At 64.3% G+C, this 24,403-nt stretch carries 19 protein-coding genes; 13 read left to right on the top strand and 6 right to left on the bottom strand.

The features are described from left to right. Nucleotides 1-79 precede the first annotated feature (79 nt). From ACQ4L4_RS17730 to ACQ4L4_RS17695, 8 genes are all read left to right on the top strand, one after another. Nucleotides 80-2,350, top strand: a complete 2,271-nt coding sequence (locus tag ACQ4L4_RS17730; protein ID WP_431100230.1) for a hypothetical protein — start codon at nt 80-82, stop codon at nt 2,348-2,350. Then, nucleotides 2,347-2,952 carry a shikimate kinase gene (locus ACQ4L4_RS17725; protein WP_431104967.1) on the top strand — a complete coding sequence of 202 codons (606 nt, stop codon included), beginning with the start codon at nt 2,347-2,349 and terminating at the stop codon, nt 2,950-2,952. Before ACQ4L4_RS17730 ends, ACQ4L4_RS17725 begins: the two co-directional genes overlap by 4 nt. Beyond that, nucleotides 2,933-4,048, top strand: a complete 1,116-nt coding sequence (gene aroB, locus ACQ4L4_RS17720; protein ID WP_431100229.1) for a 3-dehydroquinate synthase — start codon at nt 2,933-2,935, stop codon at nt 4,046-4,048. The genes ACQ4L4_RS17725 and aroB overlap by 20 nt, the downstream gene beginning before the upstream one ends. A 21-nt stretch (nt 4,049-4,069) precedes the next feature. Further along, a complete protein-coding gene (locus ACQ4L4_RS17715) occupies nt 4,070-5,203 on the top strand; it encodes a deoxyguanosinetriphosphate triphosphohydrolase (RefSeq protein WP_431104966.1) in 1,134 nt (377 codons plus the stop codon). A gap of 28 nt (nt 5,204-5,231) precedes the next feature. Further along, on the top strand, nt 5,232-5,936 hold the full coding sequence (locus ACQ4L4_RS17710) for a transposase (protein ID WP_431100228.1): 705 nt from the start codon (nt 5,232-5,234) through the stop codon (nt 5,934-5,936). A 211-nt stretch (nt 5,937-6,147) separates the two neighbouring features. Beyond that, complete coding sequence (locus ACQ4L4_RS17705) at nt 6,148-10,893, top strand: glutamate synthase-related protein (RefSeq protein WP_431104965.1); 4,746 nt, start codon at nt 6,148-6,150, stop codon at nt 10,891-10,893. 42 nt (nt 10,894-10,935) lie between these two features. Further along, nucleotides 10,936-12,411 (top strand): glutamate synthase subunit beta, encoded by a 1,476-nt coding sequence (locus ACQ4L4_RS17700; protein WP_431100227.1) that lies wholly within the window; start codon nt 10,936-10,938, stop codon nt 12,409-12,411. A 177-nt stretch (nt 12,412-12,588) separates the two neighbouring features. Beyond that, nucleotides 12,589-12,840 (top strand): hypothetical protein, encoded by a 252-nt coding sequence (locus ACQ4L4_RS17695; protein WP_431100226.1) that lies wholly within the window; start codon nt 12,589-12,591, stop codon nt 12,838-12,840. 15 nt (nt 12,841-12,855) lie between these two features. On the opposite strand, the gene ACQ4L4_RS17690 is transcribed toward ACQ4L4_RS17695, so the two are convergent. Genes ACQ4L4_RS17690 through ACQ4L4_RS17665 form a run of 6 tightly spaced genes read right to left on the bottom strand, consistent with a single transcriptional unit; the run spans nt 12,856 to nt 20,115 of the window. After that, entirely contained in the window at nt 12,856-16,737 is a 3,882-nt protein-coding gene (locus ACQ4L4_RS17690) for a pilus assembly protein (protein WP_431100224.1), read from the bottom strand. 10 nt (nt 16,738-16,747) lie between these two features. After that, a complete protein-coding gene (locus ACQ4L4_RS17685; RefSeq protein WP_431100223.1) occupies nt 16,748-17,404 on the bottom strand; it encodes a pilus assembly PilX family protein in 657 nt (218 codons plus the stop codon). Next, the gene (locus ACQ4L4_RS17680) at nt 17,401-18,603 is read right to left on the bottom strand and encodes a PilW family protein (RefSeq protein WP_431100222.1); all 1,203 of its coding nucleotides are present in this window, start codon (nt 18,601-18,603) and stop codon (nt 17,401-17,403) included. Before ACQ4L4_RS17680 ends, ACQ4L4_RS17685 begins: the two co-directional genes overlap by 4 nt. 2 nt (nt 18,604-18,605) lie before the next feature. Beyond that, nucleotides 18,606-19,001, bottom strand: a complete 396-nt coding sequence (locus ACQ4L4_RS17675; RefSeq protein WP_377160117.1) for a type IV pilus modification PilV family protein — start codon at nt 18,999-19,001, stop codon at nt 18,606-18,608. Continuing rightward, entirely contained in the window at nt 18,998-19,636 is a 639-nt protein-coding gene (locus ACQ4L4_RS17670) for a GspH/FimT family pseudopilin (RefSeq protein WP_431100221.1), read from the bottom strand. Before ACQ4L4_RS17670 ends, ACQ4L4_RS17675 begins: the two co-directional genes overlap by 4 nt. Continuing rightward, on the bottom strand, nt 19,630-20,115 hold the full coding sequence (locus ACQ4L4_RS17665; RefSeq protein WP_431100220.1) for a type IV pilin protein: 486 nt from the start codon (nt 20,113-20,115) through the stop codon (nt 19,630-19,632). The genes ACQ4L4_RS17670 and ACQ4L4_RS17665 overlap by 7 nt, the downstream gene beginning before the upstream one ends. A gap of 269 nt (nt 20,116-20,384) precedes the next feature. On the opposite strand from ACQ4L4_RS17665, the gene ACQ4L4_RS17660 reads away from it, so the two are divergent. The 5 genes from ACQ4L4_RS17660 to ACQ4L4_RS17640 all read left to right on the top strand — a co-directional run bounded on the left by ACQ4L4_RS17660 (nt 20,385) and on the right by ACQ4L4_RS17640 (nt 24,402). Continuing rightward, a complete protein-coding gene (locus tag ACQ4L4_RS17660) occupies nt 20,385-21,227 on the top strand; it encodes an ABC transporter ATP-binding protein (RefSeq protein WP_431100219.1) in 843 nt (280 codons plus the stop codon). After that, on the top strand, nt 21,224-22,003 hold the full coding sequence (mlaE, locus tag ACQ4L4_RS17655; protein ID WP_431100218.1) for a lipid asymmetry maintenance ABC transporter permease subunit MlaE: 780 nt from the start codon (nt 21,224-21,226) through the stop codon (nt 22,001-22,003). The genes ACQ4L4_RS17660 and mlaE overlap by 4 nt, the downstream gene beginning before the upstream one ends. A gap of 61 nt (nt 22,004-22,064) precedes the next feature. Then, complete coding sequence (gene mlaD, locus ACQ4L4_RS17650) at nt 22,065-22,553, top strand: outer membrane lipid asymmetry maintenance protein MlaD (RefSeq protein WP_431100217.1); 489 nt, start codon at nt 22,065-22,067, stop codon at nt 22,551-22,553. After that, entirely contained in the window at nt 22,550-23,629 is a 1,080-nt protein-coding gene (locus ACQ4L4_RS17645; RefSeq protein ID WP_431100215.1) for an MlaA family lipoprotein, read from the top strand. The genes mlaD and ACQ4L4_RS17645 overlap by 4 nt, the downstream gene beginning before the upstream one ends. Nucleotides 23,630-23,757: 128 nt before the next feature. Further along, nucleotides 23,758-24,402: an MlaC/ttg2D family ABC transporter substrate-binding protein gene (locus tag ACQ4L4_RS17640; protein WP_431100214.1), complete on the top strand. Its 645-nt coding sequence runs from the start codon at nt 23,758-23,760 to the stop codon at nt 24,400-24,402. The last annotated feature ends 1 nt before the right edge of the window (nt 24,403 follow it).

The following is a 24,403-nucleotide window of genomic DNA, read 5'->3' as shown; positions in this document are numbered from 1 at the left end:
GAAAGGGCCGGTGGCGCGAACGCATTTCAGAGAGGATGCCGTGGCCAGGCAAGTGCCGCGGACGCAGGAGTAGCAAGACATGAAGCGAATCGAACGAGTGGCCAGCGTGGGCGGCAAGTCCGTGGTGATGCACGGCACCGCCCGGCTGGTGTTGACGGGCACGATGGTGGCAGTGCTGGCTGCTTGCGGCGGCGGCGGTGGTGGCGATGCTGGTACGCCGGTGGTCGGGCCGGGTAGCGGCTCGGGCAGCACCCCGACGACGCCGGTAGTGACTGCGCCGACGATGACGCTCAAGCTGACGTCTGTGACTGTCACTGCCAGTGCCCCGGCCACGGTGACCGCCTCGTTGCGGACCGCAACCGGTGCTCCTGTAGCCAACACTGTGGTGACCTTCACGACCGCTGCGGGTCTGGGCAAGTTCGATTCGACGACGGCCCTGACCAACGACAGTGGCGATGCCACGGTGACGCTGAGTCCCGCGAGCGCGACGACAGCGGGTGCGGACACGATCAACGCAACGGCCACGGTGGCGGGAGCGAGCATTACGGCGAGCAGCGGTTTCCAACTTGCGGCGACCAATGTGACGATTGACTCACTGACCTCCGACTTGGCGCTGTCTGCATTGCCCCCGAACGGTGAGACGACCCTGACGGTCGGCCTGTCCTCCACCGCGATCGGTACGCCCGTCAACGTGTCGTTGACGTCCGCCTGTGTCGTGGCTGGAAAGGGCACGCTGACTCCGACCGGCACAGTCACGACGACCACCGGATCGGCCAGCTTCCGTTTCCGTGATAACAGCTGTGGCAGCTTCCAGGGAACGGACACCTACCAGGCCACCATTGTTGGCAGCACTTCGACGCGTCAACTTGTGCTGACTCTGGGCACGCCACAGGCACAAAGCCTGCAGGCCACGGACACAGCGACGAAGACGATCTACCTGAAGGGTTCCGGCTACACCGAATTCGCGAACGTCACGTTCCGCTTGGTCGATGCCGGCGGCAACGGCGTGCCGAACCAACCGATCGATCTGTCGGCCAACGTCTGGTCGGGCGGCTTGACGTTGGATGGCGTCACCGGAGCGACGATCACCAAGAATACGGATACCAACGGCGACGTGGTGGTTCGCATCAATTCTGGGACGGTGCCGACGCCGGTGCGCGTGGCGGCAACGTTGAAGAACACGACCATCTCGACGGTGTCGAGTTCCCTGTCCATCGCTGTCGGCCTGCCGTCGCAGCTGAATTTCTCGCTCGCCCAAGGATCGGCGAACATCGAGGGCGCGGACCGGGACGGTACGCCAAACACCTATTCGATCATCGCGTCGGATCGACTGGGTAATCCGGTGCCGGATGGCACAGCCATCAACTTCGTGTCGGAGGCAGGTCAGGTGGTGAACACGGTGTTCACGGCCAAGGACACCAACGGCATTTCCCGTGCGACCTCCAATTTCGCTGCGGCGGAACCGCGTCCTGCCGATGGCCGTGTGACGGTGCTCGCTTATGCCCTGGGCGAAGAATCGTTCATCGACAAGAACGGCAACAACGTCTACGACGCGGGTGAGCAATTCCAGAATCTGGGTTCTGTGTTCCTGGATCGCCTGTACAACAATAACTACAGCACGACAGACCAGTTCATCAAGCAGAACGACAGCACCGGTACCGGTGTTTGCGCGAACGATCCGAACAACGTTCTGACAGAGCCGGCCAAATCGCTGTTCGCGTTCGGTTCGTACACGCCGTACGTGCCGGGTACCTGTGACGCCGGGCAAGGTCGCGCTTACGTCCGGCGCGCAGTCGAGACGGTGTTCTCGACTTCCAAGGCCAACATCGTCTGGGGCCTCAAGGCTCCGGGAAATCTCCGCCAGGCTGCTGTCAACGGAACTTGTCCGGACACGCGCAAGCTGATCGATTTCGGCGCTTTCGCAAAGGGGTCGGGTGTTGATGACAACGGCGCTACGGCGAACTGGTGGGGTTATTCGGAGGACGGCCGTGACGCACCGAACTGGGTGACGGTGTCGCGAGTCGGCTCCGGCAACAACGTGCTGTACGGCGGCGCTGCCACGATGTCGCTCTATTTCCTGGTGAGCGACAACAACGGGACCGCGTTCAATCCGATGCCCGCAAGCTCCAAGGTGACGGCAACTGGCAGCGACGGTCTGACTGTGACAGTCCAGGCGGGCAGCTCCACTCCGAGCACCCTTGTGCCTACCGGCGCGACGGTGGACGTGAAGTTCGCGGACGCGACGGATAGCGGCACGGTGTACATCACTGTGACGTCGCCCGCGGGCCTGGCCACCACCTTCTCGCAAGCGGTGGCCAAGGCTGGACCGACCGGAACGGCGTGCCCCTGACGATCTCCCTGGTCGGTATGCCCGGCGGTGGCAAGTCCACCGTCGGCCGGTTGCTGGCCAGGCAGCTTGATATCGCCTACGTCGACTCCGACGCCGAGATCGAAAAGGATCTCGGCGGCGAGTCGATCAAGGACTACTTCGCCCGTGAGGGCGAAGCGTCGTTTCGGGACCTCGAATCGCGCATCATCGCGCGGCTACTGGACAGCGCGAACGGCGGCCGGGAGCTCATCCTGGCGACCGGCGGCGGCGCAGTGCTACGCGAGATCAATCGCGATCGGCTCAAGGCGCATTCGACAGTCGTGTACCTTCGCTCGTCACCTGAAGAACTCTTCAGACGTCTGAGGCACGACACCCAACGCCCGCTGCTGCAGGTGGCCAATCCGCTGGCGAAGCTGCGCGAACTCTATGGGCAGCGCGATCCGCTTTACCGGCGTTGCGCGCATTTCGTGCTCGAATCGAGTCGTCCATCGGTGCATGGCTTGGCGAACATGATCCTGATGCAGCTGGAGTTGGCGGGGTTGATCGATCCAGCGCGGGTCGCGGCCACCGTGGGGGCGAGCGAGGCCCCGTACACTTCCGGGAATGACCGCTCCGGCTCCTGATTCCACATCCACCGTCGCCATCGACCTCGGCGACCGGCGCTACGACATCCTCATCGGCTCGGGCCTCTTCGACGCCTCGTCGTCCTGGTCCGGCTTGCCGCATGCCTCCGCTGCGCTGATCGTCACCAACGACGTGGTTGCGCCGCTGTACCTCGAACGCCTCCAGCGACAGCTCGCATCCCATTACTCGCGTGTCGAGACGGTGATCCTGCCGGACGGGGAGCAGCACAAGAGCTGGGAGTCGCTCGACGCGGTCATCGACCATCTGCTGGCCGGCGCGGCCGACCGCAAGACGGTGCTGTTCGCACTGGGCGGTGGCGTGGTCGGCGACCTGACCGGCTTCGCGGCCGCGATCTACATGCGCGGCGTGCCGTTCGTTCAGGTGCCGACGACCTTGCTGGCGCAAGTGGACTCATCGGTCGGCGGCAAGACGGCGATCAATCATCCGCGCGGCAAGAACATGGTCGGCGCGTTCTATCAGCCGGTCCGTGTTGTCGCTGATCTGGACACGCTTGATACGCTGCCGGAGCGCGAACTCTCGGCCGGTCTCGCCGAAATCATCAAGTACGGACCGATCGCCGATGTGTCCTTCCTCGAGTGGATCGAGGACAACCTGGACGCCATGCTGGCCCGTGACAAGTCAGCGCTCGCTTATGCAGTGAAGCGCAGCTGCGAGATCAAGGCGTGGGTCGTCGGACAGGACGAGCGCGAGGCCGGCCTGCGTGCCATCCTCAATTTCGGCCACACCTTCGGCCATGCGATCGAGACCGGCCTGGGCTACGGTGCATGGCTGCACGGCGAAGGGGTGGGCTGCGGCATGGTGCTGGCCTCCGAGTTGTCGGCCCGACTGGGGCTGATGCCGGCGTCGTTCGTCGACCGGATGACCCGGTTGATCGAGCGGGCGAGCCTGCCGGTGAAAGCACCCCGGATGCCGATCGATCGCTGGCTGGATCTCATGCGTGTCGACAAGAAGAACGAGGGTGGCGAGATCCGGTTCGTCGTGATCGAGAGCCTTGGCAAGGCCGGCATGAGGGGCGCGTCCGATGTGCTCGTGGCCGAGGTGATCGACGCTCACACTGAGACCGGACCCCGTTGAAGGCTTGAACCGACGATGATGATGCTGCGCGCGCCCTTTGCCTCCGATCCCGCGCGCAGCCGCGGTCGACGGCACGCCGAGGTGTCCGCGCCGACGCGCAGCGAGTTCCAGCGCGATCGCGACCGCATCGTTCACAGCACGGCGTTCCGCCGGCTGGTCTACAAGACCCAGGTCTTCCTCAACCATGAAGGCGACCTGTTCCGCACGCGGCTGACACATTCGCTCGAAGTCGCGCAGTTGGGGCGATCGATCGCGCGCAGCCTGGCATTGGACGAAGACCTCGTCGAGACCATCGCGCTCGCGCACGACCTCGGGCATACGCCTTTCGGGCATGCCGGGCAGGACGTGCTGGACGACTGCATGAAGGCGCACGGCGGCTTCGAGCACAACCTGCAATCGCTTCGAGTCGTCGACAAGCTCGAGCAGCGCTACCCGGCATTCGACGGGCTCAACCTCAGTTTCGAGAGCCGCGAGGGCATTCTCAAGCATTGCAGCAAGCGCGACGCCCAGCGCATCGAGGATCGCGAGCCCGGCGGTGTCGCGGCTCGCTTCCTTCGCGGCGGGCAACCGAGCCTGGAGGCGCAACTCTGCAACCTTGCGGACGAGGTCGCCTACAACGCCCACGACGTCGATGACGGCGTGCGATCGGGACTGGTGACGCTGGAGCAGCTGGAGCAGGTGCCACTGGTCCATCGTTACCTGCGCGAGACCTTGGCCGCATACCCGGGGCTCGTGGGGAAACGGCTTCTGGCGGAGACCATCCGCCGCATGCTGTCGCAGCAGGTCTACGACATCATTGACGCTACCCGCACCGCGATCGAGGTGGCTGATCCAGTCGATGCTGAAGACGCGCGCACCAAGGGGCCGCTGGTGCGTTTCAGCCCGGAGATGCGTCACGCGAGCACCGAGCTCAAGCGATTCCTGTTTGCCAACCTCTATCGCCATCCCATGGTGCAGCAGCAGCGCGACCGCGCCGAGCAGGTGCTGCGGGAACTCTTTCAGCTTTACCTCTCAGATGCGGGACACCTGCCTGCGGATTTCGCCGACGGTGAAGACCATGCCCGCGCGTGTTCGGACTACATCGCGGGAATGACCGACCGCTTTGCCCTCAAAGAGCACGAGCGGCTGACCGGGAAGAAGCTGATCCCAGCATAATTGGGGACAGACTACTGCTGTCCCTGTCATGGCAAGACTCCCACGGCTGGCGCTCGCCGGCCATCTGCATCATCTGATCCACCGCGGGCATAACCTGCAGCCCATCGTCGTCGACGACGAGGATCGAAATGCCTTGCTTGCTGCGCTGCAGGACAGTGCTGCCACTCACCGAGTCGCCATCCACGCGTACGTCGTGATGCCGAACCATCTCCATCTGCTGGCCACGCCCTCCTCGGACGACGGCCTGAGCCGAATGATGCAGGCGCTGGGACGGCGTTACGTGAGCGCTTTCAATTTGCGACATGGCCGCCTTGGCACGCTCTGGGAAGGGCGTTTCCGCGCCGCGCCGCTGGAAGCCGACAGCCACCTGCTGGCGGTCATGCGCAGCATCGAGTTGAACCCGCAGCGCGCCGGGCTGAATGGGGATCCCGGCGAGTTCGTCTGGTCCTCGGCCGCGCACCATCTCGGTCGACGGCGTGATCCGCTCATCACAGATCCGCCGGGGTTCTGGGCACTCGGCAATACGCCTTTCGAACGCGAACTGGCTTGGCGTCGCTGGCTGGAAGAGGGGGAGTCCGAGACGGAGCGTCAGAAGCTGATCGATTCGGCGCTGAAGGGTTGGCCGCTGGGCTCGGCACGTTTCCTGCAAACGCTTGGTGAAATCAGTGCCCGACCGATGAGCCCCCGTCCTCGTGGTCGGCCACGCAAGGAGACACCGCCACGGACGCCTTGAGTCGTCCGAATGATCTGTCCCCAATTAACAGGCGCGAATTCACCACGCATTCATTTAATCGACACCGACCCCATTTAGTTGTGCTTGTGCCGTTGCTGCACGCGTCTTAATCTGCGCGGGTTTCGTTTTCGAGTCCAGGAGGCCACCGATGTCGGCAGCTCAAGATCCGCGCACCGCGCACCCGTCGTCCAGTACCACGAGCCCGGCAACGATGCCGGCCAGCGGGCCGTCCACGAATGAGATCCGCGAGCTTGCCGCACACGGCCTCTACGACGGCGCCAATGAGAAGGACGCCTGCGGCCTGGGCTTTGTCGCTCACATCAAGGGCCAGAAGGCGCACCACATCGTCCAGCAGGGTCTGAAGATCCTGGAAAACTTGGACCACCGCGGCGCGGTGGGCGCGGACAAGCTGATGGGCGACGGTGCCGGCATCCTGATCCAGATCCCGGACGAGTTCTATCGCGCGGAGATGGCCAGGCAAGGTGTCACGTTGCCCCCGCCCGGCGAATACGGCGTCGGCATGATCTTCCTGCCGAAGGAGCATGCCTCTCGCCTGGCCTGCGAGCAGGAACTGGCGCGCGCCATCAAGGCCGAGGGTCAGGTGCTGATCGGCTGGCGCGACGTGCCCGTGGATCGCGACATGCCAATGTCGCCGACCGTGCGCGAGAAGGAGCCGATCATCCGGCAGATCTTCATCGGTCGCGGTCCGGACATCATCGTCCCCGACGCGCTCGAGCGGAAGCTGTACGTGATCCGCAAGACCGCCTCCAGCGCGATCCAGGCGCTCAAGCTGACGCACAGCCGCGAGTACTACGTGCCGTCGATGAGCTGCCGCACCGTCATCTACAAGGGCCTGCTGCTGGCCGACCAGGTCGGGAAGTACTACCAGGACCTGGCCGATCCGCGCGTTGTCAGCGCGATCGCGCTGGTGCACCAGCGTTTCTCGACCAACACTTTCCCCGAGTGGCCACTGGCGCATCCGTACCGGATGGTCGCTCACAACGGGGAGATCAATACCGTCAAGGGCAATTTCAACTGGATGCGCGCCCGCGAGGGCGTCATGAAGTCTCCCGTGCTGGGCGACGACCTCAAGAAGCTGTATCCGATCAGCTTTGAGCACCAGTCCGACACGGCCACCTTTGACAACGCTATCGAGTTGTTGACGATGTCGGGGTACCCGCTCGCGCACGCGGCGATGATGATGATCCCCGAAGCCTGGGAGCAACACGAGTGGATGGACGAACGCCGCCGCGCGTTCTACGAGTATCACGCGGCGATGATGGAACCGTGGGACGGTCCGGCCGCGATGGTCTTCACCGATGGCCGTCAGGTCTGCGCCGCACTGGACCGCAACGGCCTGCGCCCGGCCCGCTACTGGGTCACCGACGATGATCTCGTTGTCCTGGCGTCCGAATCCGGCGTCCTGCCGATTCCCGAGTCGCGCGTCGTCAAGAAGTGGCGGCTGCAGCCGGGCAAGATGTTCCTGATCGACCTGGAGCAGGGTCGCATCATCGACGACGAGGAGCTCAAGACCCAGTACGCAAATGCCCGTCCGTATCGCCAGTGGATCGAGAACGTCCGCGTCAAGCTCGACGAGATCCCAGCGCCGGAGGTCACCGCGCCCGTGTTCCCTGCCTCCCTCCTGGACCGCCAGCAGGCTTTCGGCTTCACGCAGGAAGACATCAAGTTCCTGCTCGCGCCGATGGCCGCGAACGGCGAGGAAGGCATCGGCTCGATGGGCAACGACAGCCCGCTGGCCGTGCTCTCCGATAAGAACAAGCCGCTCTACAACTACTTCAAGCAGCTTTTCGCACAGGTCACCAATCCTCCGATCGATCCGATCCGCGAGGCGATCGTGATGTCGCTGAACAGCTTCATCGGCCCGAAGCCCAATCTGCTCGACATCAACGCGGTGAACCCGCCGATGCGGCTCGAGGTCACGCAACCGGTGCTGGACTTCGAGTCGATGGCCCGCCTGCGCGCGATCGAGCATCACACCAACGGCAAATTCAAGCCTTACGAACTCGACATCACCTACCCGCTGGACTGGGGTCGCGAAGGCGTCGAGGCGCAACTCGCGTCGCTGTGCGCCGAGACCGTCGACGCGATCAAGAGTGGTCACAACATCCTGATCATCACGGACCGCCACCTGAGTGCGAACCGGGTCGCCATCCCGGCGCTGCTCGCGCTGTCGGCTGTCCATCATCATCTGGTGCGCGAGGGCCTGCGCACGACGGCGGGTCTGGTCGTCGAGACCGGCACCGCGCGCGAGGTGCATCACTTCGCCGTGCTGGCCGGCTTCGGCGCCGAAGCGGTCCACCCCTACCTGGCACTGGAAACGCTGCAGGCGATGACGTCGGAACTTCCGGCCTCGCTGTCGGCCGACAAGGCCGTCTACAACTACATCAAGGCGGTTGGAAAAGGCTTGTCGAAGATCATGTCCAAGATGGGCATTTCGACTTACATGTCCTATTGCGGCGCGCAGATCTTCGAGGCCATCGGTCTGAAGGCCGACCTCGTCGCCAAGTACTTCCGGGGCACGCCGACCCAGGTCGGCGGCATCGGCGTTTTCGAAGTCGCGGAAGAGGCATTGCGCCTGCACCGCGCTGCCTTCGGCGATGACCCGGTCCTGGAGCACATGCTCGACGCCGGCGGCGAGTACGCGTGGCGCGCCCGCGGCGAGGAGCACATGTGGAGCCCCGACGCCATCGCCAAGTTGCAGCACAGCACGCGTTCGGGCAAGTTCGACACGTACAAGGAATACGCTCAACTGATCAACGACCAGAGCAAGCGTCACATGACGCTGCGCGGCCTGTTCGAGTTCAAGTTCGATCCTGGCCAGGCGATTCCGCTGGAGGAGGTCGAATCCGCCGCCGACATCGTCAAGCGCTTTGCCACCGGCGCGATGTCGCTGGGATCGATTTCCACCGAAGCACACGCGACGCTGGCAGTCGCGATGAATCGCATCGGCGGCAAGAGCAATACCGGCGAGGGCGGCGAGGATCCGGCGCGTTACCGCAATGAGCTCAAGGGGATCAAGATCACGGCCGGCACGAAGATGTCGGACGTCGTTGGCAGCAAGGTGGTCGAGGCCGACTACGAACTGCAGGACGGCGATTCGATGCGCTCGCGCATCAAGCAGGTCGCGTCGGGCCGCTTCGGCGTGACGACGGAGTACCTGGTCAGCGCCGACCAGATCCAGATCAAGATGGCCCAGGGCGCCAAGCCCGGCGAGGGCGGTCAACTGCCTGGCGGCAAGGTCACCGACTACATCGGCTTCCTGCGCCATTCGGTGCCTGGCGTGGGTCTGATCTCGCCGCCGCCGCACCATGACATCTATTCGATCGAGGATCTGGCGCAACTGATCCACGATCTGAAGAACGTCAATCCGCGTGCCGATGTCTCGGTGAAGCTGGTGTCCGAGGTCGGCGTCGGCACGATTGCGACCGGCGTGGCGAAAGCCAAGGCGGACCACATCGTGATCGCGGGGCACGACGGCGGGACCGGCGCTTCGCCTTGGAGTTCGATCAAGCACTGCGGCACGCCGTGGGAGTTGGGGCTGGCGGAGGCTCAACAGACATTGGTGCTGAACCGGCTGCGTGGCCGCGTCCGCGTGCAGGCTGACGGTCAGATGAAGACCGGCCGCGACGTCGTCATCGGCGCTCTGCTGGGTGCGGACGAATTCGGCTTCGCGACGGCGCCGCTGGTCGTCGAGGGCTGCATCATGATGCGCAAGTGCCACCTGAATACGTGCCCGGTCGGCGTCGCGACGCAGGATCCGGTGCTGCGCAAGAAGTTCAGCGGCAAGCCCGAGCACGTGGTGAACTACTTCTTCTTCGTCGCGGAAGAGGCGCGCCAGATCATGGCGCAGCTCGGTATCCGCAAGTTCGACGACCTGATCGGCCGCGCCGACCTGCTCGACACCAGGAAGGGCATCAGCCACTGGAAGGCCAAGGGGCTGGACTTCACCCGCGTCTTCCACCGTCCGGAACTGGCGGCTGACGTGGCACGCCTGCACAACGACAAGCAAGACCACGGACTGGATCGCGCGCTGGACGTCAAGCTGATCGAGAAGTGCCTGCCTGCGTTCGACAAGGGCGAGAAGGTGCGCTTCATGCAGGAGGTGACCAACGTGCGCCGCACCGTTGGCGCCATGTTGTCGGGCGAGCTGATCCGTCGCCGTCCGGAGGGACTCGACGACCAGACCATCTTCATCCAGATGGAAGGCACGGGTGGTCAGAGCTTTGGCGCCTTCCTTGCTCCGGGCATCACCTTCTACCTGATCGGCGACGCCAACGACTACACCGGCAAGGGCTTGTCCGGCGGTCGTATCGTGGTGCGGCCGTCGATCGACTTCCGCGGCGATGCGACGAAGAACATCATCGTCGGCAACACCGTGCTGTACGGCGCGACCAAGGGCGAGGCCTTCTTCCGTGGTGTCGCCGGGGAACGCTTCGCGGTGCGCCTGTCCGGCGCGACCGCGGTCGTCGAGGGCACGGGCGACCACGGGTGCGAATACATGACCGGCGGTACTGCGGTCGTGCTGGGTCGGACCGGTCGCAACTTCGCCGCCGGCATGAGCGGAGGACTCGCGTACGTCTTCGACGAGGACGGTCAGTTCGCCAAACGCTGCAACACCAGCATGGTGTCCCTGGACAAGCTGCTGCCCGCGCATGAGCAGGAGGCCACGATGGACAAGGCGCTCTGGCACAAGCTCGGCGACGGGCAGGCCCGCACCGACGAGGCGCTCCTCAAGAAGCTGATCGAGGACCATCACCGCTGGACCGGCAGCCAGCGTGCGCGGGACATCCTGGACCACTGGGCCGAATCTCGTGCCAAGTTCGTCAAGGTGTTCCCGAACGAGTACCGCCGCGCCTTGGGCGAGATGGGTGCCGCCAAGGAAACCGCCGCCACGATTGCCCAAGCCAAGGCGCCCGCCGCCAAGGCCAAGGCTTGATCGTCATCGCATCGAGATTCAGGAATTCAGGAGCGAGCCGTCATGGGAAAAGTCACCGGCTTCATGGAGTACGAGCGTCTGGAAGAGGGCTATGAGCCCGTCGAGGCGCGACTCAAGAACTACAAGGAATTCGTCATCGGCCTCAATGTCGAGCAGGCGAAGCAGCAGGGCGCGCGCTGCATGGACTGCGGCACGCCGTTCTGCAACAGTGGCTGCCCGGTCAACAACATAATTCCGGACTTCAACGATCTGGTGTATCGGGGCGGAGATACGGACTGGAAGAGCGCCATCGCGGTGCTGCACTCGACCAACAACTTCCCCGAGTTCACCGGCCGCATCTGCCCAGCGCCCTGTGAAGCAGCCTGTACGCTGAATGTCAATGACGACGCCGTCGGGATCAAGTCGATCGAGCACGCGATCATCGATCGTGCCTGGGCCGAGGGCTGGGTGCCGCCGCGTCCGGCGAAGGTGAAGACGGGGAAGACCGTTGCCATCGTCGGTTCCGGCCCGGCGGGCCTGGCCGCCGCGCAGCAGCTGGCGCGCGTTGGGCACAGCGTCACGGTGTTCGAGAAGAACGATCGTGTCGGCGGTCTGCTGCGCTACGGCATCCCCGACTTCAAGATGGAGAAGAGCCACATCGATCGTCGCGTCCAGCAGATGGAGGCGGAGGGCGTGGTCTTCCGGACCGGTGTGATGGTGGCGCATCTGCCGGAGGGGTCCAAGGTCACGAACTGGGCCAAGGACGTGATCACCGCGGACGAGCTGATGCAGCAATTCGATGCTGTGCTGCTCGCCGGCGGCGCGGAACAGTCGCGTGATCTGCCGGTGCCGGGGCGCGACCTGGCTGGCGTGCATTTCGCGATGGAGTTCCTGCCGCAGCAGAACAAGGTCAATGCCGGTGACAAGCTCAAGGGCCAGTTGCGCGCCGACGGCAAGCACGTTGTCGTGATCGGCGGCGGCGATACCGGCAGCGACTGCGTGGGCACCAGCAATCGCCATGGCGCCACGAGCGTGACGCAGTTCGAGTTGATGCCGCAGCCGCCCGAAGTCGAGGACCGGCCGATGACCTGGCCCTATTGGCCGATCAAGCTGCGCACCTCGTCCAGCCATGAGGAGGGTTGCGAGCGCGAGTTCGCGATCGCAACCAAGGAATTCCTGGGCGAGAAGGGCAAGGTCACCGGCGTGAAGACGGTGCGCGTGCAATGGGTCAACGGCAAGGTCGTCGAGGTCCCGGGCAGCGAGCAGATCCTGAAGGCCGATCTCGTGCTGCTGGCGATGGGCTTCGTGAGCCCGGTATCGGCGATCGTCGAAGCATTCGGGGTGACCAAGGACGCGCGTGGCAACGCCAAGGCAACGACCGAATTCAACGGCGGCTACAAGACGAACGCAGCCAAGGTCTTTGCTGCCGGAGACATGCGACGTGGTCAGTCGCTGGTGGTCTGGGCCATCCGGGAGGGGCGGCAGGCAGCTCGGGCGATCGATGAGTTCCTGATGGGGGACAGCGCGTTGCCACGCTGAGCCACGCCGGCGGCGTATGTAGGCCTGCTGCCGCAAGGCAGCGGGCCTTTTTCATTCGTCGCGCGGATCTGCTGCGACAACGCCTCCGGACAAACGCCGCTCTTTCTTCAGGCGACGTCCCCCGTCGTCCCGAGTCTTCACAAAAGGTGCCCCGTCCCAAATGCGTTGAAACGCCCTATGCGGCACCACCACAACCAGCTCAACACCGTCGAGCGCTCCCAGGGCCGCTACTTGGCTTCGCGACTGCCTCCACGTCGGTACGTCCCCTCGTACCTGCGCAACAACAGCCAACTGAAGGCCGTCGTGTATTCGCGCCGCGTTCTCTTCACCCTCGAATTCATCGACATCGCCGTGTTGACCAGCCTCAGGGTCAAGGTGGGGCTGGACGGTCACGCCCGGAAAAAAGCCCGGCGAGGGCCGGGCTTCTAGGGAACGTGGGGATCGTCAAAGGCTGCCGTTGGTCGGCGTCCGCAGCGGAATCTCGCGCCAGTTCAGGATCTTTGTGCCGTAGTTCGGATCCTCGCCGGCTTCCTGGTTGCAGGTGATCTGTCCCGGCGGGCAGCAGTCCTTGTCGCCCGGCTTGCAGATCTTCTCCACGCACGTGGGATCGTTGGCGGCGCAAGTGTTCTTCGAGCCCGACGATTCGTTGGACCCACCGATCGTCAGAGAGATCTTCTTGTCGCCGCGTGTGAACATCAAGTCGGTCACTGAGAAGCCGGGTTCGACGTAGACCGCGTTGTTGGCGAAGCGCGTCTTTCCGCTGCCCAGATCGATCATGTACACACGGCTGGAACCTGACGGGTTGCAGGGATTTTGCGAAGTCGGCAGCGTGGCGGCGAAGGCAACCGTACCCAGGTAATACACCGGATCGTTCAGCACGCGATAGCCTCCCGGCAGGTCGAAGTACCAGCCGGCCTTGCTGTTGAAGTCGATCACCGCCGGTTGCGACAGATCGGTCAGTTGGACCAGGTTGGCACTGGTGATGGGCAGACTGACGCCGGCTGGCAGATCGGCGCTGGACTCGACAAACCTGCCCAGTGAACCGTCGACCACCGCATACAGGCGCTGCAAATCCGTCGTGTTGATGTCGTTGGCGTTCAGCAACTTGCCGGTGCCAAAGGCGAGGAACCGGCGGTAGGTCTGGGGATCGACGATCGGGACCACCTGCGTCGTGATCGACTGCGGGGTGCTGTTCGGGCCGACCGCGCGAGCGACCTTGACCATGTTGCTGAAGCCGCCGGATGTGTTGCGGAGATCCGCACGCCAGACGTTGCCCTTCAAGTCGCCGATGTACACGGATTCGACCTGCATGGTCGTCAGATCCTGATAGAAGGTAGACGGCTGGCCCAGCCCGGACGGCGAGGCCGCCGTGCCGTCATCGGTGATGTCGCCGTTGAGGGTGGTGATCAGCGCGCCGGTGCGGGCGTTCAGCACGTAGAGATGCACTTTGCCGGTGGCATTGTTGTACCCGCTCGACACCAGCACCACCCAACCGTATTGCGCGGTCTTTGTGATCACAGGTTCTCCGAACATGAAACCCATGTCGGCGGCTGAGAACTCCCACAGGACCTTGCTCGCAGCCACCGTCTCCGAATTGACGTTCGACAGGTCGGTCAGGTCCAGCGCATAAACGCGCTTGCCGCCCTTGCCCAAGCCGCCGACGACGATGGTGCGCCAGTCGGTGCCCGAGCCACCGACCGTCTTGCCGAAGTCGACGTCCATGGCGGTCGGACGTGCGTCCACGAAGAAGCGGTGGTTGAAGCTGGGGTTGCCCAGCGAGGCGAGACCGTCCACGCCCGGGGTCGACGGCGTGCTTGGGCCGTCGAAGGCTGCGCCTGGAACATACGAGAAGATCTCGCGACCTGCGGTGCTGCCGGTCAGCGAGCCGTCGATCACGTGCACGACGCCGCTGTTGGTGCCGACCACCAGATAGTTCGGACGGGTTTTCTTCGCCACCACGTAAGCGCCGTAGCCTGGGTTGGCCCCTTCGGACAAGGTGAGCGATGGCGGCGCCACCACGGTGACCTTCGAGTTCACGATGTCACCGACCAGCGAAGAACGCGTGCGGTAGGCCTTGGAACTGCCGGCGACGAGGGAACCCTGTTCCTGACTGGTGTCGCCGCGCAGATAGTTCAGATAGTCCTGGGCATCGTTGCCGCGATACGCGGTGTTCAGCAGGCTGAACTGGGCGGCCGGGATGTTGGCCTTGCGGAACGGCACCCCCACGTTGGTGGTGTTGCTCCAGGTGACCATGTAGCGGTTGGTGTCCCAACCGGTACCAGCCAACTGCGTCGCCAGCTTGGTGGAGAAGCGCCAAGCCTCCTCCTGCGTCAGGCTGCTGCTGCCATCGACGGCCTTCAGCGTGCTGGCGATGACTTCGCCGGTCCAATCCTTCGCATCGAACTGCGTCGCGTAGCTGGCCACGCCGATCGAGGTGATCTGCTGTTGCGCGGTACTGAAGCCGGTCGAGTAGGCCTTCATCCGCGAGGCGATGCTCGTGAACGCGCTAGCCAAACCGCTGACCATCGTGTCGGCCTTGGCCGCGGTGAAGTACGTGTCCGGGCGCAACTGGCCTCCGACCGTGTCGTTGGCCGGGCCGGTGTGCCACCACGACTGGTTCAAATCGGTGGTACGGGTCGCCGGATTGAAGTCGGCCGGCAGATTGGCGCCACCATACTTCGTGGCCAGGTAGTACTGGTTGTTAGTCTTGAAGGTCTGCAGCTCCAACACGTCCACCCAGTAGGTCTGCACAGTCTGCATCCCGGTGGTCTTGATGTCGGACGTGTCGGGGCGGATGTCGTTCGTATTGGCCCAGTAGGCCATGCCCGCCATCAGGGCGCCGTTGTTGGTGCAGCAGCCGCCGTAGGGTTGCTGGCCCGCCAGGTTGTTGATGCCGGCCATCGCGCCGACGTAATTGGTGTACGTCGTCGCGTTCAGCGCCGTGTCTGCGGACACCTCCGCCGGCTTGGACGGCTCCGAATTTCCAGTGGCGCCGGGTAGATTGCGGTCCGCGTGAGTGTTGACGTCGCCGATGCCGAGGATGAAGTTCTTCTGGCAGGAATATTGGATCGGGTCATCCCAGGTGGAGATCACCGGGAAGCCATCGGCGTAGGTAGCCTTGGTCGTTGCGCTGCTCGAATTGGGCGCCGACCAGGTTGAGACATTGCCAAGGTTGCGGTAGTAGCGAAGTGCTGCGTAGTAGAGCTCGCCGACCGGGTCATAGGTCTTGTAGCTCTTGGACGCGCCGAACTTGTTGAGGTAGTTCATCACCCCGCTGTTGGCGATGGAGCCGAAGATGGCCGAAGTGGCGGTGGCGTCGGCCGCGTCCGGATTCACAATCATCACGCCGGTCTTGGCGTCCCACTCTGTGACGGCATTCGTCGTCGGATCACCGCCCGGTACGGGTTGAGTCGGACCGACGAACTTCTGACGAGCGCGCAGCACGCCGCCATCGCGCGATAGATTGCCGTCGTTCAGATAGCCGAAGGCACTGAAGCGGATCTGATTCGAGTATTGTTGGATCAGGCCTTCGGGTTTGTAGCCCGACGAGTAGGGCCTGCAGTTGGACTCGAGAAAGCTTGCCCCGAGCGTCGCATCGCAGACGCGTGGCCGGACGGAGACGACCCAAGACGTGGCGCCGTTCCAGCTCGTGGCGCTTGGGTCGAACGCCGTCGGGTTGCCGGAGTTGTTGTCCCCGCTGTTGGCGAAGCGCAGTTGGACGCCCATGCCCTGCACGCGCAGCTTGAGGCCGTTCCAGGTCGTGCCGTTCGAATTCTTCAGTGGCGTCGCGCCGGCGATCGTCGTGCTGTTAGTGATCGACCGGTCCGGGAAGTTGCCGGTGCCGCCTTGGCCGCTCGCATAGGCCTTTTCCAGCACGGTGGCGTTCGGTGTGTCGAAGACACGGAAGCCGCCCGTCAGTGCCCACCGGAATGGGTCGATGGTCTGCATCGTGGCCCAGTTCAGGAAGTTACCGCTCCATTTGTTGGAGCAGACGTGTGCTGCCGCCTTGGCTGCGGGCACGAAGTGATCCACGGTGATCGCATTGGCGCCGGTGGCCGCCAGCTTGTAGTCGTAGCACTTGTCCGGGTCGAAGTAGCCCAGGTACGTCGTTGCGGGAACATAGGTGCTGTCGATGTGCGCGTTGCCGACGGCCGTCGGAAACTCCACGGACAGCGCCAGTGCCAGGTTGCCAGGCACGGAAACCGAAGCCAGGACCGGCTTGTCGGCCAGCACCGTCTGTGCCGCAGCCGGGTACACGGCCACGGCGATGAGCGCCGCCGCGCCCGCGCCGCTCAGGCGCGAAATGAATCGGGAGGTGGACGACATCGAGGACCTCTTAATCCAGGGTGGTGAACGTGCTCTGATAGAACGAGTACGCGTTGTTGGGGCCGGTCACGCGCACGGTGATCCGGTAGGTCGGCTGGGGGGGCGGCGTCGGGGGCCCCTGTCTGTTCCCGAACGAAATGAAGTTGCCGCGCTTCTGGCAGGTGATCGGGTTGAAGGCGCCTGTGTTGATGCAGATCCGGTCGATCAGGTAATGGACGGTGATGCCGTCCGCGGTGGACTTGATCGCATTGCCCGCCGCTCCGAACCCGCCCATGCCGTCCGCATTGGTCATGTTCAGCATGACCAGGGGAATGCCGGAGGCGTCGCTTGGCAACATCCTCGCGCTGTAGTTCTGCGCCGAGTTGTCGTTCCAGCGCGATCCTGTTGCAGACAGCGCGCCGGTGGTCAAGGCGGTCGTGGCGAGACGCAGTCCACGCTCGGCCTGATTGGTCATGTCACGCTTGAAGCCAAAGAAGCCGACGCTGGCTAGCGTCACGTTCATTGAACGCATGGCTGCGGCTGCGCCGATCAGCAGCACGGCGAGCGTGATGAGCGCGATCACCATGATCACGCCACGTTCGTGACGCATGCGGCGCGCCTGGTGTTCATGGAAGGAGAGAGTGCGCATCGGTATGTTCTCTGGAGAAGAGTCGGAACAGGCGCTCATGTCGGTGGGATCCGCTTCGGCGCGGAGAGGATCGCGTTGCGGATCGGGATCGAGAGCTCGATCAGCCGGTAGTTCCGGCGGCGTTCCTGGTCATCGATGGCGACCGTCCGGGCGAAGCCGGGCAGTGCTGAGAACATCGTCAACGATGTCGGAGCGACACGGGGATCGGACTCTTTTTCGATACGGTCGCCGCGAACGACCAATGACAGCCGCAGCGCCACGATGCTGGCCATGGCCCCCTGTGCTGCTGTCGTGTTGTTGTTCATGGTCGCCGGGTCGAAAGGCGCCGTCGACGGCGCGACCCAGCGGTCGACAATGCCATCTTCGTTGTTGTCGACGCCATACAGCGCGCGCATGTCCATGACGTTCTCGGCCAGCGGCACGGGAACGTCGGAATTGGGGACGTTGTTGAACTGCAGTGCGTCGTAGGCGACGAGCTGCTGGCTGGCATTGATGCCGATCAGTTGGATCTGCGGCTGGTTGCCATTGGCGTTGCCGATCGGCATGACGTTCGCGGCGCCGGTTCTGCCGTAAGCGACGATATTGGTGAGACCCACCGCTGCGGCGAACCGTGGACCGGCGAGCGGCAGCACCGTCGTCGCGGGAGCAGCAGCGAAGGTGGGGTCGATCTGCACGATCAGGCAGTTCAACGCGGCCTCCTGCATCATCAGCAAGTCTCCGGCGCGAAGTCCCAGCGTGTTGAACAGCGTCATCGAATTGACGGTGACCGTATTCGGCTGGACCTGGAGCGGCGATTCGCTCGTGCCCGAGGCGAAGGTCGTGACCTGGATGAGGTCGGAGCCACCCTGACCGGCCCCGGGAAACACGATGAGCGGAATTGCGCGCAGGTTCACCGGCACGGTAGCAAAGGGGGCGGGGAAGGCTGTCAGCCGAGGCAGGATCTGGGCGCCGTTGCGGGCGGCCGCCAAGGGACAGCCGAAACTTGCTCCTTTGCTCGTGAACATCCCGGAGCCCGCGCTGCGGATCTGCCGATCCAGGTCGTAGGCCATGTAGCCCGTGCCTTGGGCCAGGTCCATGGTCGTCGAGTTCTGGTTCTTGGACTGCTCGAACCTGGCCATGATGATGCCCAGCGCGCCGATCAGCACGAGGCCGATCGTCATCGAGATGAGCAGTTCGATCAGCGTGAAACCGCGCGACGCGCGGCCGGATCGAAGAGAAGGGCGGCGGGAAAGGGTCATGGTCAGTTCAGCCGCACGTTGGTGAAGTAAACGCGGCGGGAAACGTTGACGTCCTTGGCGCCGGCGGCCGTCCAGACGATCGTGATCCGCGCAACGTTCTGTCCTGGAAATGTCACGGTGCCGGTCGCGCCGTTGAGCCCTGATTGGGCCGGCGTCGCGACGCGCGTCTGCCAAGCCGTCTGGGTGGGTGGATTGGTGCTGTTGTAAATCCACATGTCGTTGGCCAACTCCGCAGCCAGCAGCGCAGCGCGCTGGTTGTCATCGGCGCCGGCTGCGGCCTGCGAGGCGCGCGCCATCATGGCGACCAATCCCACGATGCCGATCGTCATGACCAGCATCGCGACCATCAATTCGACGAGCGTCATGCCGCGGGCTGCGCGGCGGGAACGATGTGTCATGACGTGTACCCCTTGTTCGCCGTGGTGCAGCCTTCGGGCGTCGTGTCGGAGATCGCGGTCTCACGTGCGCAGGTCCGGATCGTGCCGCCGAGCGTCGTCCACACCGACAGCTTGCGCATGTTGTTGACCGTGGCGGAGGAGTCGACCCAGTAGACGATCACGCCGTCCGCGTTGACGTTGCAATTCGCCACGCCGGGAATTGGCCCAGTCACGGGAATCGGACGACCGTTGGGGCCGAAGCAGACCGCGGTCGGGCCGTTGATCGTGAGATTGGCCGTGTTCTCAGTCATCACGCCGCAAAGCGCCGGAGCCTGCGCCGACGGCAGTGTCAAGACCGCATTCGGGATGACCTTGACGACCCAGTACTTGCCGCCTGCGTTCGCGCTGGAGTTCGTCGAGCAGGTGGCGTCGTTCGTACGATAGAAGATCACCGGCTGGTAAGTGCGGATCGCTTCCGCCTGGGCCATACGCAGGCTGGTGGCCAGCGAGCTGGCCGCTGTCTTCACCTGCGCGTTGGCCGACCAGCTGCGCAGTGCCGGAGCAGCCAGCGCCGTTGTGATGCCGACGATCGCCAGCACGATCATCAGTTCGATCAGCGTGAAGCCGCGCGCAGCGCGGTGCCGCGTTGTCAGCATGCTTCGCCCTTGGACATTACCCAGCGAGCGCAAGGCAACGTGTTGGTCCAGCCAGTCGGGGCGTTGACGGTGCTTCGCGTGTCCTGCTGGTTCACCGTGAAGATGAAATCCTTCAGGAGGTTGTCGGTGCTCACCGCCTGGAGTCTGAAGCTGTCGGCTGCGACCATGCCGTTGGCGCCGGTGCAACTGACCACGAACTTTCCGTACTTGGCGCCGGTGGCGCACGGCGGCGTGCCGCCATTTGCGGCCGCGTAGCTGCGGTAGTTCTGGTAATAGGTCTCCATGTCCGCCCGCATCGACGTCAGACCGGTCGCCGCGTCGGTCAACGAGCCGCGGATCGCATAACTGCGGTAGCTGGGAATGGCGATCGCGGCGAGCACGCCGATGATGGCCACGACGATCATCAGCTCGATCAGCGTGAAGCCCCGGCCGTCGCGGGTCCGGCGTTGAGCGGAAGAGGTCTTGAAGGTCCCGAACATGAAGCGCTCCTTGTTTCCGAAATTATCGACAGCGGCCCTCGGAAGGCGAGGCCGCTCGTCGTGCCTTGGATTCCGCCCGTCTCGCGACGACCTCCGAATGTGACGTCCGTCACGCCTGGGCGGCGGACCCCTGGCACGAACGCTTCCGGGTCGCCTCATATATCTGCACCCCGCCCCAGGTGTCCTCCGGCATCAATTCGGGCTTTACCCTATGATCCCGGCTCCCGGACGCCTGCCGCCCGGCATCGTCCCGGATCGATCCCAAGGAAATGGCATTCACTGATCCCAATTCATCCAGAAGCGTCCGCCCACTGATCGAAGTGAAGGATGTGACCGTCGGCTATGGCGACCGGATCATCCTGAAAGACGTCAACGTCACCTTGCCACGCGGCAAGGTGATGGCGCTGATCGGCTCATCGGGCGGCGGCAAGACCACGTTGCTGCGGCTGCTGACCCGGCAATTGCGGCCGCGCTCCGGACAAGTGCTGTTCGATGGGCAGGATCTTGCGCCGATGGGCCAGACCCAGCTCTATGCTCAACGTCGCCGGATGGGCATGCTGTTCCAGTTCGGCGCGTTGTTCACCGACTTGAACGTATTCGAGAACGTCGCGTTCCCGTTGCGCGAGCACACACGGCTGCCTGAACCCATGATCCGCGACCTCGTCCTGATGAAGCTCAACGCGGTCGGGCTGCGCGGTGCCCGCGACCTGATGCCGAACGAGGTGTCCGGCGGCATGGCACGTCGCGTTGCTCTGGCGCGCGCGATCGCCCTGGATCCGGATCTGGTGCTGTACGACGAACCCTTCGCGGGCCTGGACCCGATCTCGCTGGGCGTGACTGCGCGGCTGATCCGCGATCTCAACGACGCGTTGGGCCTGACCAGCGTGATCGTCTCCCATGACATCCACGAGATTTTCGGCATCGCCGATCACGTCGTGATGGTGGCCAACGGCGGTGTCGTCGCCCAGGGGACGCCGGACGAGTTGCGCCACAGCACGGATCCGCTGGTGCATCAGTTCGTCAATGCCGAAGCCGACGGCCCGGTGCGTTTCCACCAGCCCGCCAAGCCTGTCCGCGAGGACTTCGGTCTTCCGCAGGAGGCATCGGCATGATCGGTTTCGCCACCTCGATCGGGCGCGGTCTGCGCCTGAAGCTTGGCGATTGGGGCGCCTCGGCCCGGCTCCTCGGTACGCTGATGATGCATCTGGGCGCCTGCCTGCGCCGCTTCTCGCTGGTGCGGGAGCAGATCTACTTCCTCGGCAACCGTTCGCTCTCCATCATTGGCGTGTCCGGACTGTTCGTCGGTTTCGTCCTGGCACTGCAGGGCTACTACACGCTGCAGCGCTACGGATCGGCGGAGGCCGTCGGACTGCTGGTCGCGCTGAGCCTGGTGCGCGAGCTCGGCCCGGTTGTGGCGGCCTTGCTGTTCGCTGGCCGCGCCGGGACTTCGCTGACCGCCGAGATCGGCCTGATGAAAGCCGGCGAGCAGCTCAGCGCCATGGAGATGATGGCTGTCGATCCGGTGCAGCGTGTGCTCGCGCCGCGCTTCTGGGCCGGCTTCATTGCGATGCCACTGCTCGCGGCCGTGTTCTCCGCAGTCGGCATCATTGGCGGCTGGCTCGTGGCCGTGCCGCTGATCGGCATCGACGCGGGTTCGTTCTGGTCGCAGATGCAAGGCGGCGTCGACGTGTTCAAGGACGTCGGCAACGGGTTCGTCAAGAGCGTCGTGTTCGGCGTGACGGTCAGCTTCGTCGCCCTGTTGCAGGGATACGCCTGCAAACCCACGCCCGAAGGCGTGTCCCAGGCGACGACGCGCACCGTGGTGCTGTCGTCGCTGGCGGTACTGGGTCTGGATTTCATCCTGACCGCCATGATGTTCTCGATCTGACGCGCGGCGCGCGATCCATCGACACCACAACCGAATTCAAGAGATATCTCGGAGTTGCCTGATGCAATCCTCTCGTTATGACGCGCTGGTCGGATTCTTCGTGCTGCTGGGCGGCGCGGCCCTGCTGTTCCTGGCCTTGAAGGCGGGCAACCTGCTGTCGTTGAACTTCCAGGACACGTATACCGTGACGGCCAAGTTCGACAACATCGGCGGACTGAAGCCCGGCGCGGCCGTGAAGAGCGCGGGCGTTGTCGTCGGCCGGGTGGGCACGATCACTTTCGACGACAAGAGCTTCCAGGCGCGTGTGATCCTGAACATGAACCAGGGCGTCGCGTTTCCGAAGGACAGCTCGGCCAAGATCCTCACGTCCGGCCTGCTGGGCGAGCAATACATCGGCCTCGAGCCGGGTGCGGAAGAAAAGAACCTCGCCACGGGCGACATCATCACGCAGACGCAGTCGGCCGTGGTGCTGGAGAACCTGATCGGCCAGTTCCTCTATAACAAGGCGGCCGACGCGTCCTCGACGCCGGCCTCGGGAGAGAAGCAATGACCACCATCACCACGGTCGGGATCGCCGGAGCGGCCCGGACTGAACTCGCGGCTGCGCTGCTGAGTGCCACGCTGCTAGGCGCGGCGGCACCAGCCCTGGCGCAGACGGAGCCGCCGCTTGAGCGGCCCCAGACGTATGCCTTGACGGCGCTGCCCGTCCAGCAGGCCATCGAGGAGCCGCAGGCCGTCGAGCAACAGCAGGCTGACGAATCGAAGGCTGCTGAGCCGCAGGCCGACCAGGAAGAGAAGGCCCAGGATCAGGCAGCAGTCGCGGCGTCTGCGGCCTCCGCCGCCGCGCCTGCGTCCGGCGCCTCGTCCGCCGAGCCTGCCGCGGCAGGACAGGCCGGCGCGACTGCGGCTGCGGCTGCGGCCCAGGATGCGCCAGCGCCGGGCCCGCGGGTGCGCAATCGCCTGGACCCCTGGGAAAGCTGGAACCGCAAAGTCTTCAACTTCAACGAGAAGCTCGACGAGAACCTGCTGCGTCCCGTCGCCACGGCGTACTCGGACCTCGTGCCGCAGCCGGCTCGTCAGGCCGTGGACAACTTCTTCGGCAACTTCTCGGACGCCTGGTCGGCGGTCAACCTGTTCCTGCAGGGGCGCTTCAAGACCGGCGCATCCCAGACGATGCGCGTGGCCGTGAACTCGGTGTTCGGCATCGCCGGCCTGATCGACATCGCCACGCCCGCAGGTCTGGAGAAGACCTCCGAGGACCTGGGGCGCACGCTCGGCTACTGGGGCGTCAAGACGGGTCCGTATATCGTGTGGCCCTTGCTGGGCCCCTCGTCGTTGCGTGATTCGGTGACGCTGCCGGCCAACATCTACTACTCGCCGGCCTATCTGTTCGACGGCGGCGAATACAAGTTTGCGATCTCGGCGCTTCAGCTGATCAACACCCGCGCCAACCTGCTGCGAGTGACCGACATGCTGGATGGCATCGCGCTGGACAAGTACACCTTCGTGCGTGACGCCTACATGCAGCGCCGCAATATCAAGACGCACAAGGAACAGGAAGAGGACGATGACTACGAAGTCATCACCCCGGACGAGAAACCGGTCAACCCGCAAGGCGATCGCTGAGCGACGCGTGAGAGATCGTTGAGCGCCGCAACAACCGGTAACGCCCATTGGAGGGCGGCCGGTGAACCGGTACCGGACTTGCCGCGTTGTGATCCGGTCCGTGTCATGAAGAGAAAGAAAGGACAAGCATGAATGCCACCAAACGACTGCTGCTGGGCGCGATCGTCTCGATCGCCACGCTGAGCCCGCTGGCCTCCTTCGCCGCCGACAGCTCGGCGCCGGACCAGTTGATCCGCGACCTGTCGATCGAGACGCTGGACGCCGTCAAGGGCGACAAGGCCATCCAGGGCGGCGACGTCAACAAGATCATGCAGCTGGTCGACAGCAAGGTGATGCCGCACGTGGACTTCCAGCGCATCACCGCGACGGCGGTGGGCCGCTTCTGGCGCCAGGCGACGCCGGAGCAGAAGCAGCGCCTGCAGGAGGAGTTCAAGACCCTGCTGGTGCGCACGTATGCCGGCGCGCTGACGCAGGTCAAGGACCAGACGATCGCGATGAAGCCGATGCGCGCGGCGCCCGAGGACAAGGAAGTCATCGTGCGTACCGAGATCCGCGGCAAGGGCGACCCGATCCAGCTGGACTATCGCCTGGAAAAGCTGGATTCCGGCTGGAAGATCTACGACGTGAATGTGCTGGGCATCTGGCTGGCGGATCAGTACAAGAACAGCTTTGCGCAGGAGATCAACGCCAAGGGCATCGACGGCCTGATCAAGTCGCTGGCCGAACGCAACGCGCGTCCCGCAACGGCGGCCTCGGGCGCGAAGAAGGGCTGAC

The sequence above is a fragment of the Roseateles noduli genome, from assembly GCF_050626985.1.
Taxonomy (GTDB): domain Bacteria; phylum Pseudomonadota; class Gammaproteobacteria; order Burkholderiales; family Burkholderiaceae_C; genus Roseateles; species Roseateles noduli_A.
This window is presented reverse-complemented; position numbering and strand designations above follow the sequence as displayed.

Excerpts from the sequence above, each read along its gene's own strand:
- ACQ4L4_RS17730 (WP_431100230.1), top strand. The coding sequence starts at position 80 with ATGAAGCGAATCGAACGAGTGGCCAGCGTGGGCGGCAAGTCCGTGGTG.
- aroB (WP_431100229.1), top strand. The coding sequence starts at position 2,933 with ATGACCGCTCCGGCTCCTGATTCCACATCCACCGTCGCCATCGACCTC.
- ACQ4L4_RS17715 (WP_431104966.1), top strand. The coding sequence starts at position 4,070 with ATGCTGCGCGCGCCCTTTGCCTCCGATCCCGCGCGCAGCCGCGGTCGA.
- ACQ4L4_RS17710 (WP_431100228.1), top strand. The coding sequence starts at position 5,232 with ATGGCAAGACTCCCACGGCTGGCGCTCGCCGGCCATCTGCATCATCTG.
- ACQ4L4_RS17705 (WP_431104965.1), top strand. The coding sequence starts at position 6,148 with ATGCCGGCCAGCGGGCCGTCCACGAATGAGATCCGCGAGCTTGCCGCA.
- ACQ4L4_RS17700 (WP_431100227.1), top strand. The coding sequence starts at position 10,936 with ATGGGAAAAGTCACCGGCTTCATGGAGTACGAGCGTCTGGAAGAGGGC.
- ACQ4L4_RS17695 (WP_431100226.1), top strand. The coding sequence starts at position 12,589 with ATGCGGCACCACCACAACCAGCTCAACACCGTCGAGCGCTCCCAGGGC.
- ACQ4L4_RS17690 (WP_431100224.1), bottom strand. The coding sequence starts at position 16,737 with ATGTCGTCCACCTCCCGATTCATTTCGCGCCTGAGCGGCGCGGGCGCG.
- ACQ4L4_RS17685 (WP_431100223.1), bottom strand. The coding sequence starts at position 17,404 with ATGAGCGCCTGTTCCGACTCTTCTCCAGAGAACATACCGATGCGCACT.
- ACQ4L4_RS17680 (WP_431100222.1), bottom strand. The coding sequence starts at position 18,603 with ATGACCCTTTCCCGCCGCCCTTCTCTTCGATCCGGCCGCGCGTCGCGC.
- ACQ4L4_RS17675 (WP_377160117.1), bottom strand. The coding sequence starts at position 19,001 with ATGACACATCGTTCCCGCCGCGCAGCCCGCGGCATGACGCTCGTCGAA.
- ACQ4L4_RS17670 (WP_431100221.1), bottom strand. The coding sequence starts at position 19,636 with ATGCTGACAACGCGGCACCGCGCTGCGCGCGGCTTCACGCTGATCGAA.
- ACQ4L4_RS17665 (WP_431100220.1), bottom strand. The coding sequence starts at position 20,115 with ATGTTCGGGACCTTCAAGACCTCTTCCGCTCAACGCCGGACCCGCGAC.
- ACQ4L4_RS17660 (WP_431100219.1), top strand. The coding sequence starts at position 20,385 with ATGGCATTCACTGATCCCAATTCATCCAGAAGCGTCCGCCCACTGATC.
- mlaE (WP_431100218.1), top strand. The coding sequence starts at position 21,224 with ATGATCGGTTTCGCCACCTCGATCGGGCGCGGTCTGCGCCTGAAGCTT.
- mlaD (WP_431100217.1), top strand. The coding sequence starts at position 22,065 with ATGCAATCCTCTCGTTATGACGCGCTGGTCGGATTCTTCGTGCTGCTG.
- ACQ4L4_RS17645 (WP_431100215.1), top strand. The coding sequence starts at position 22,550 with ATGACCACCATCACCACGGTCGGGATCGCCGGAGCGGCCCGGACTGAA.
- ACQ4L4_RS17640 (WP_431100214.1), top strand. The coding sequence starts at position 23,758 with ATGAATGCCACCAAACGACTGCTGCTGGGCGCGATCGTCTCGATCGCC.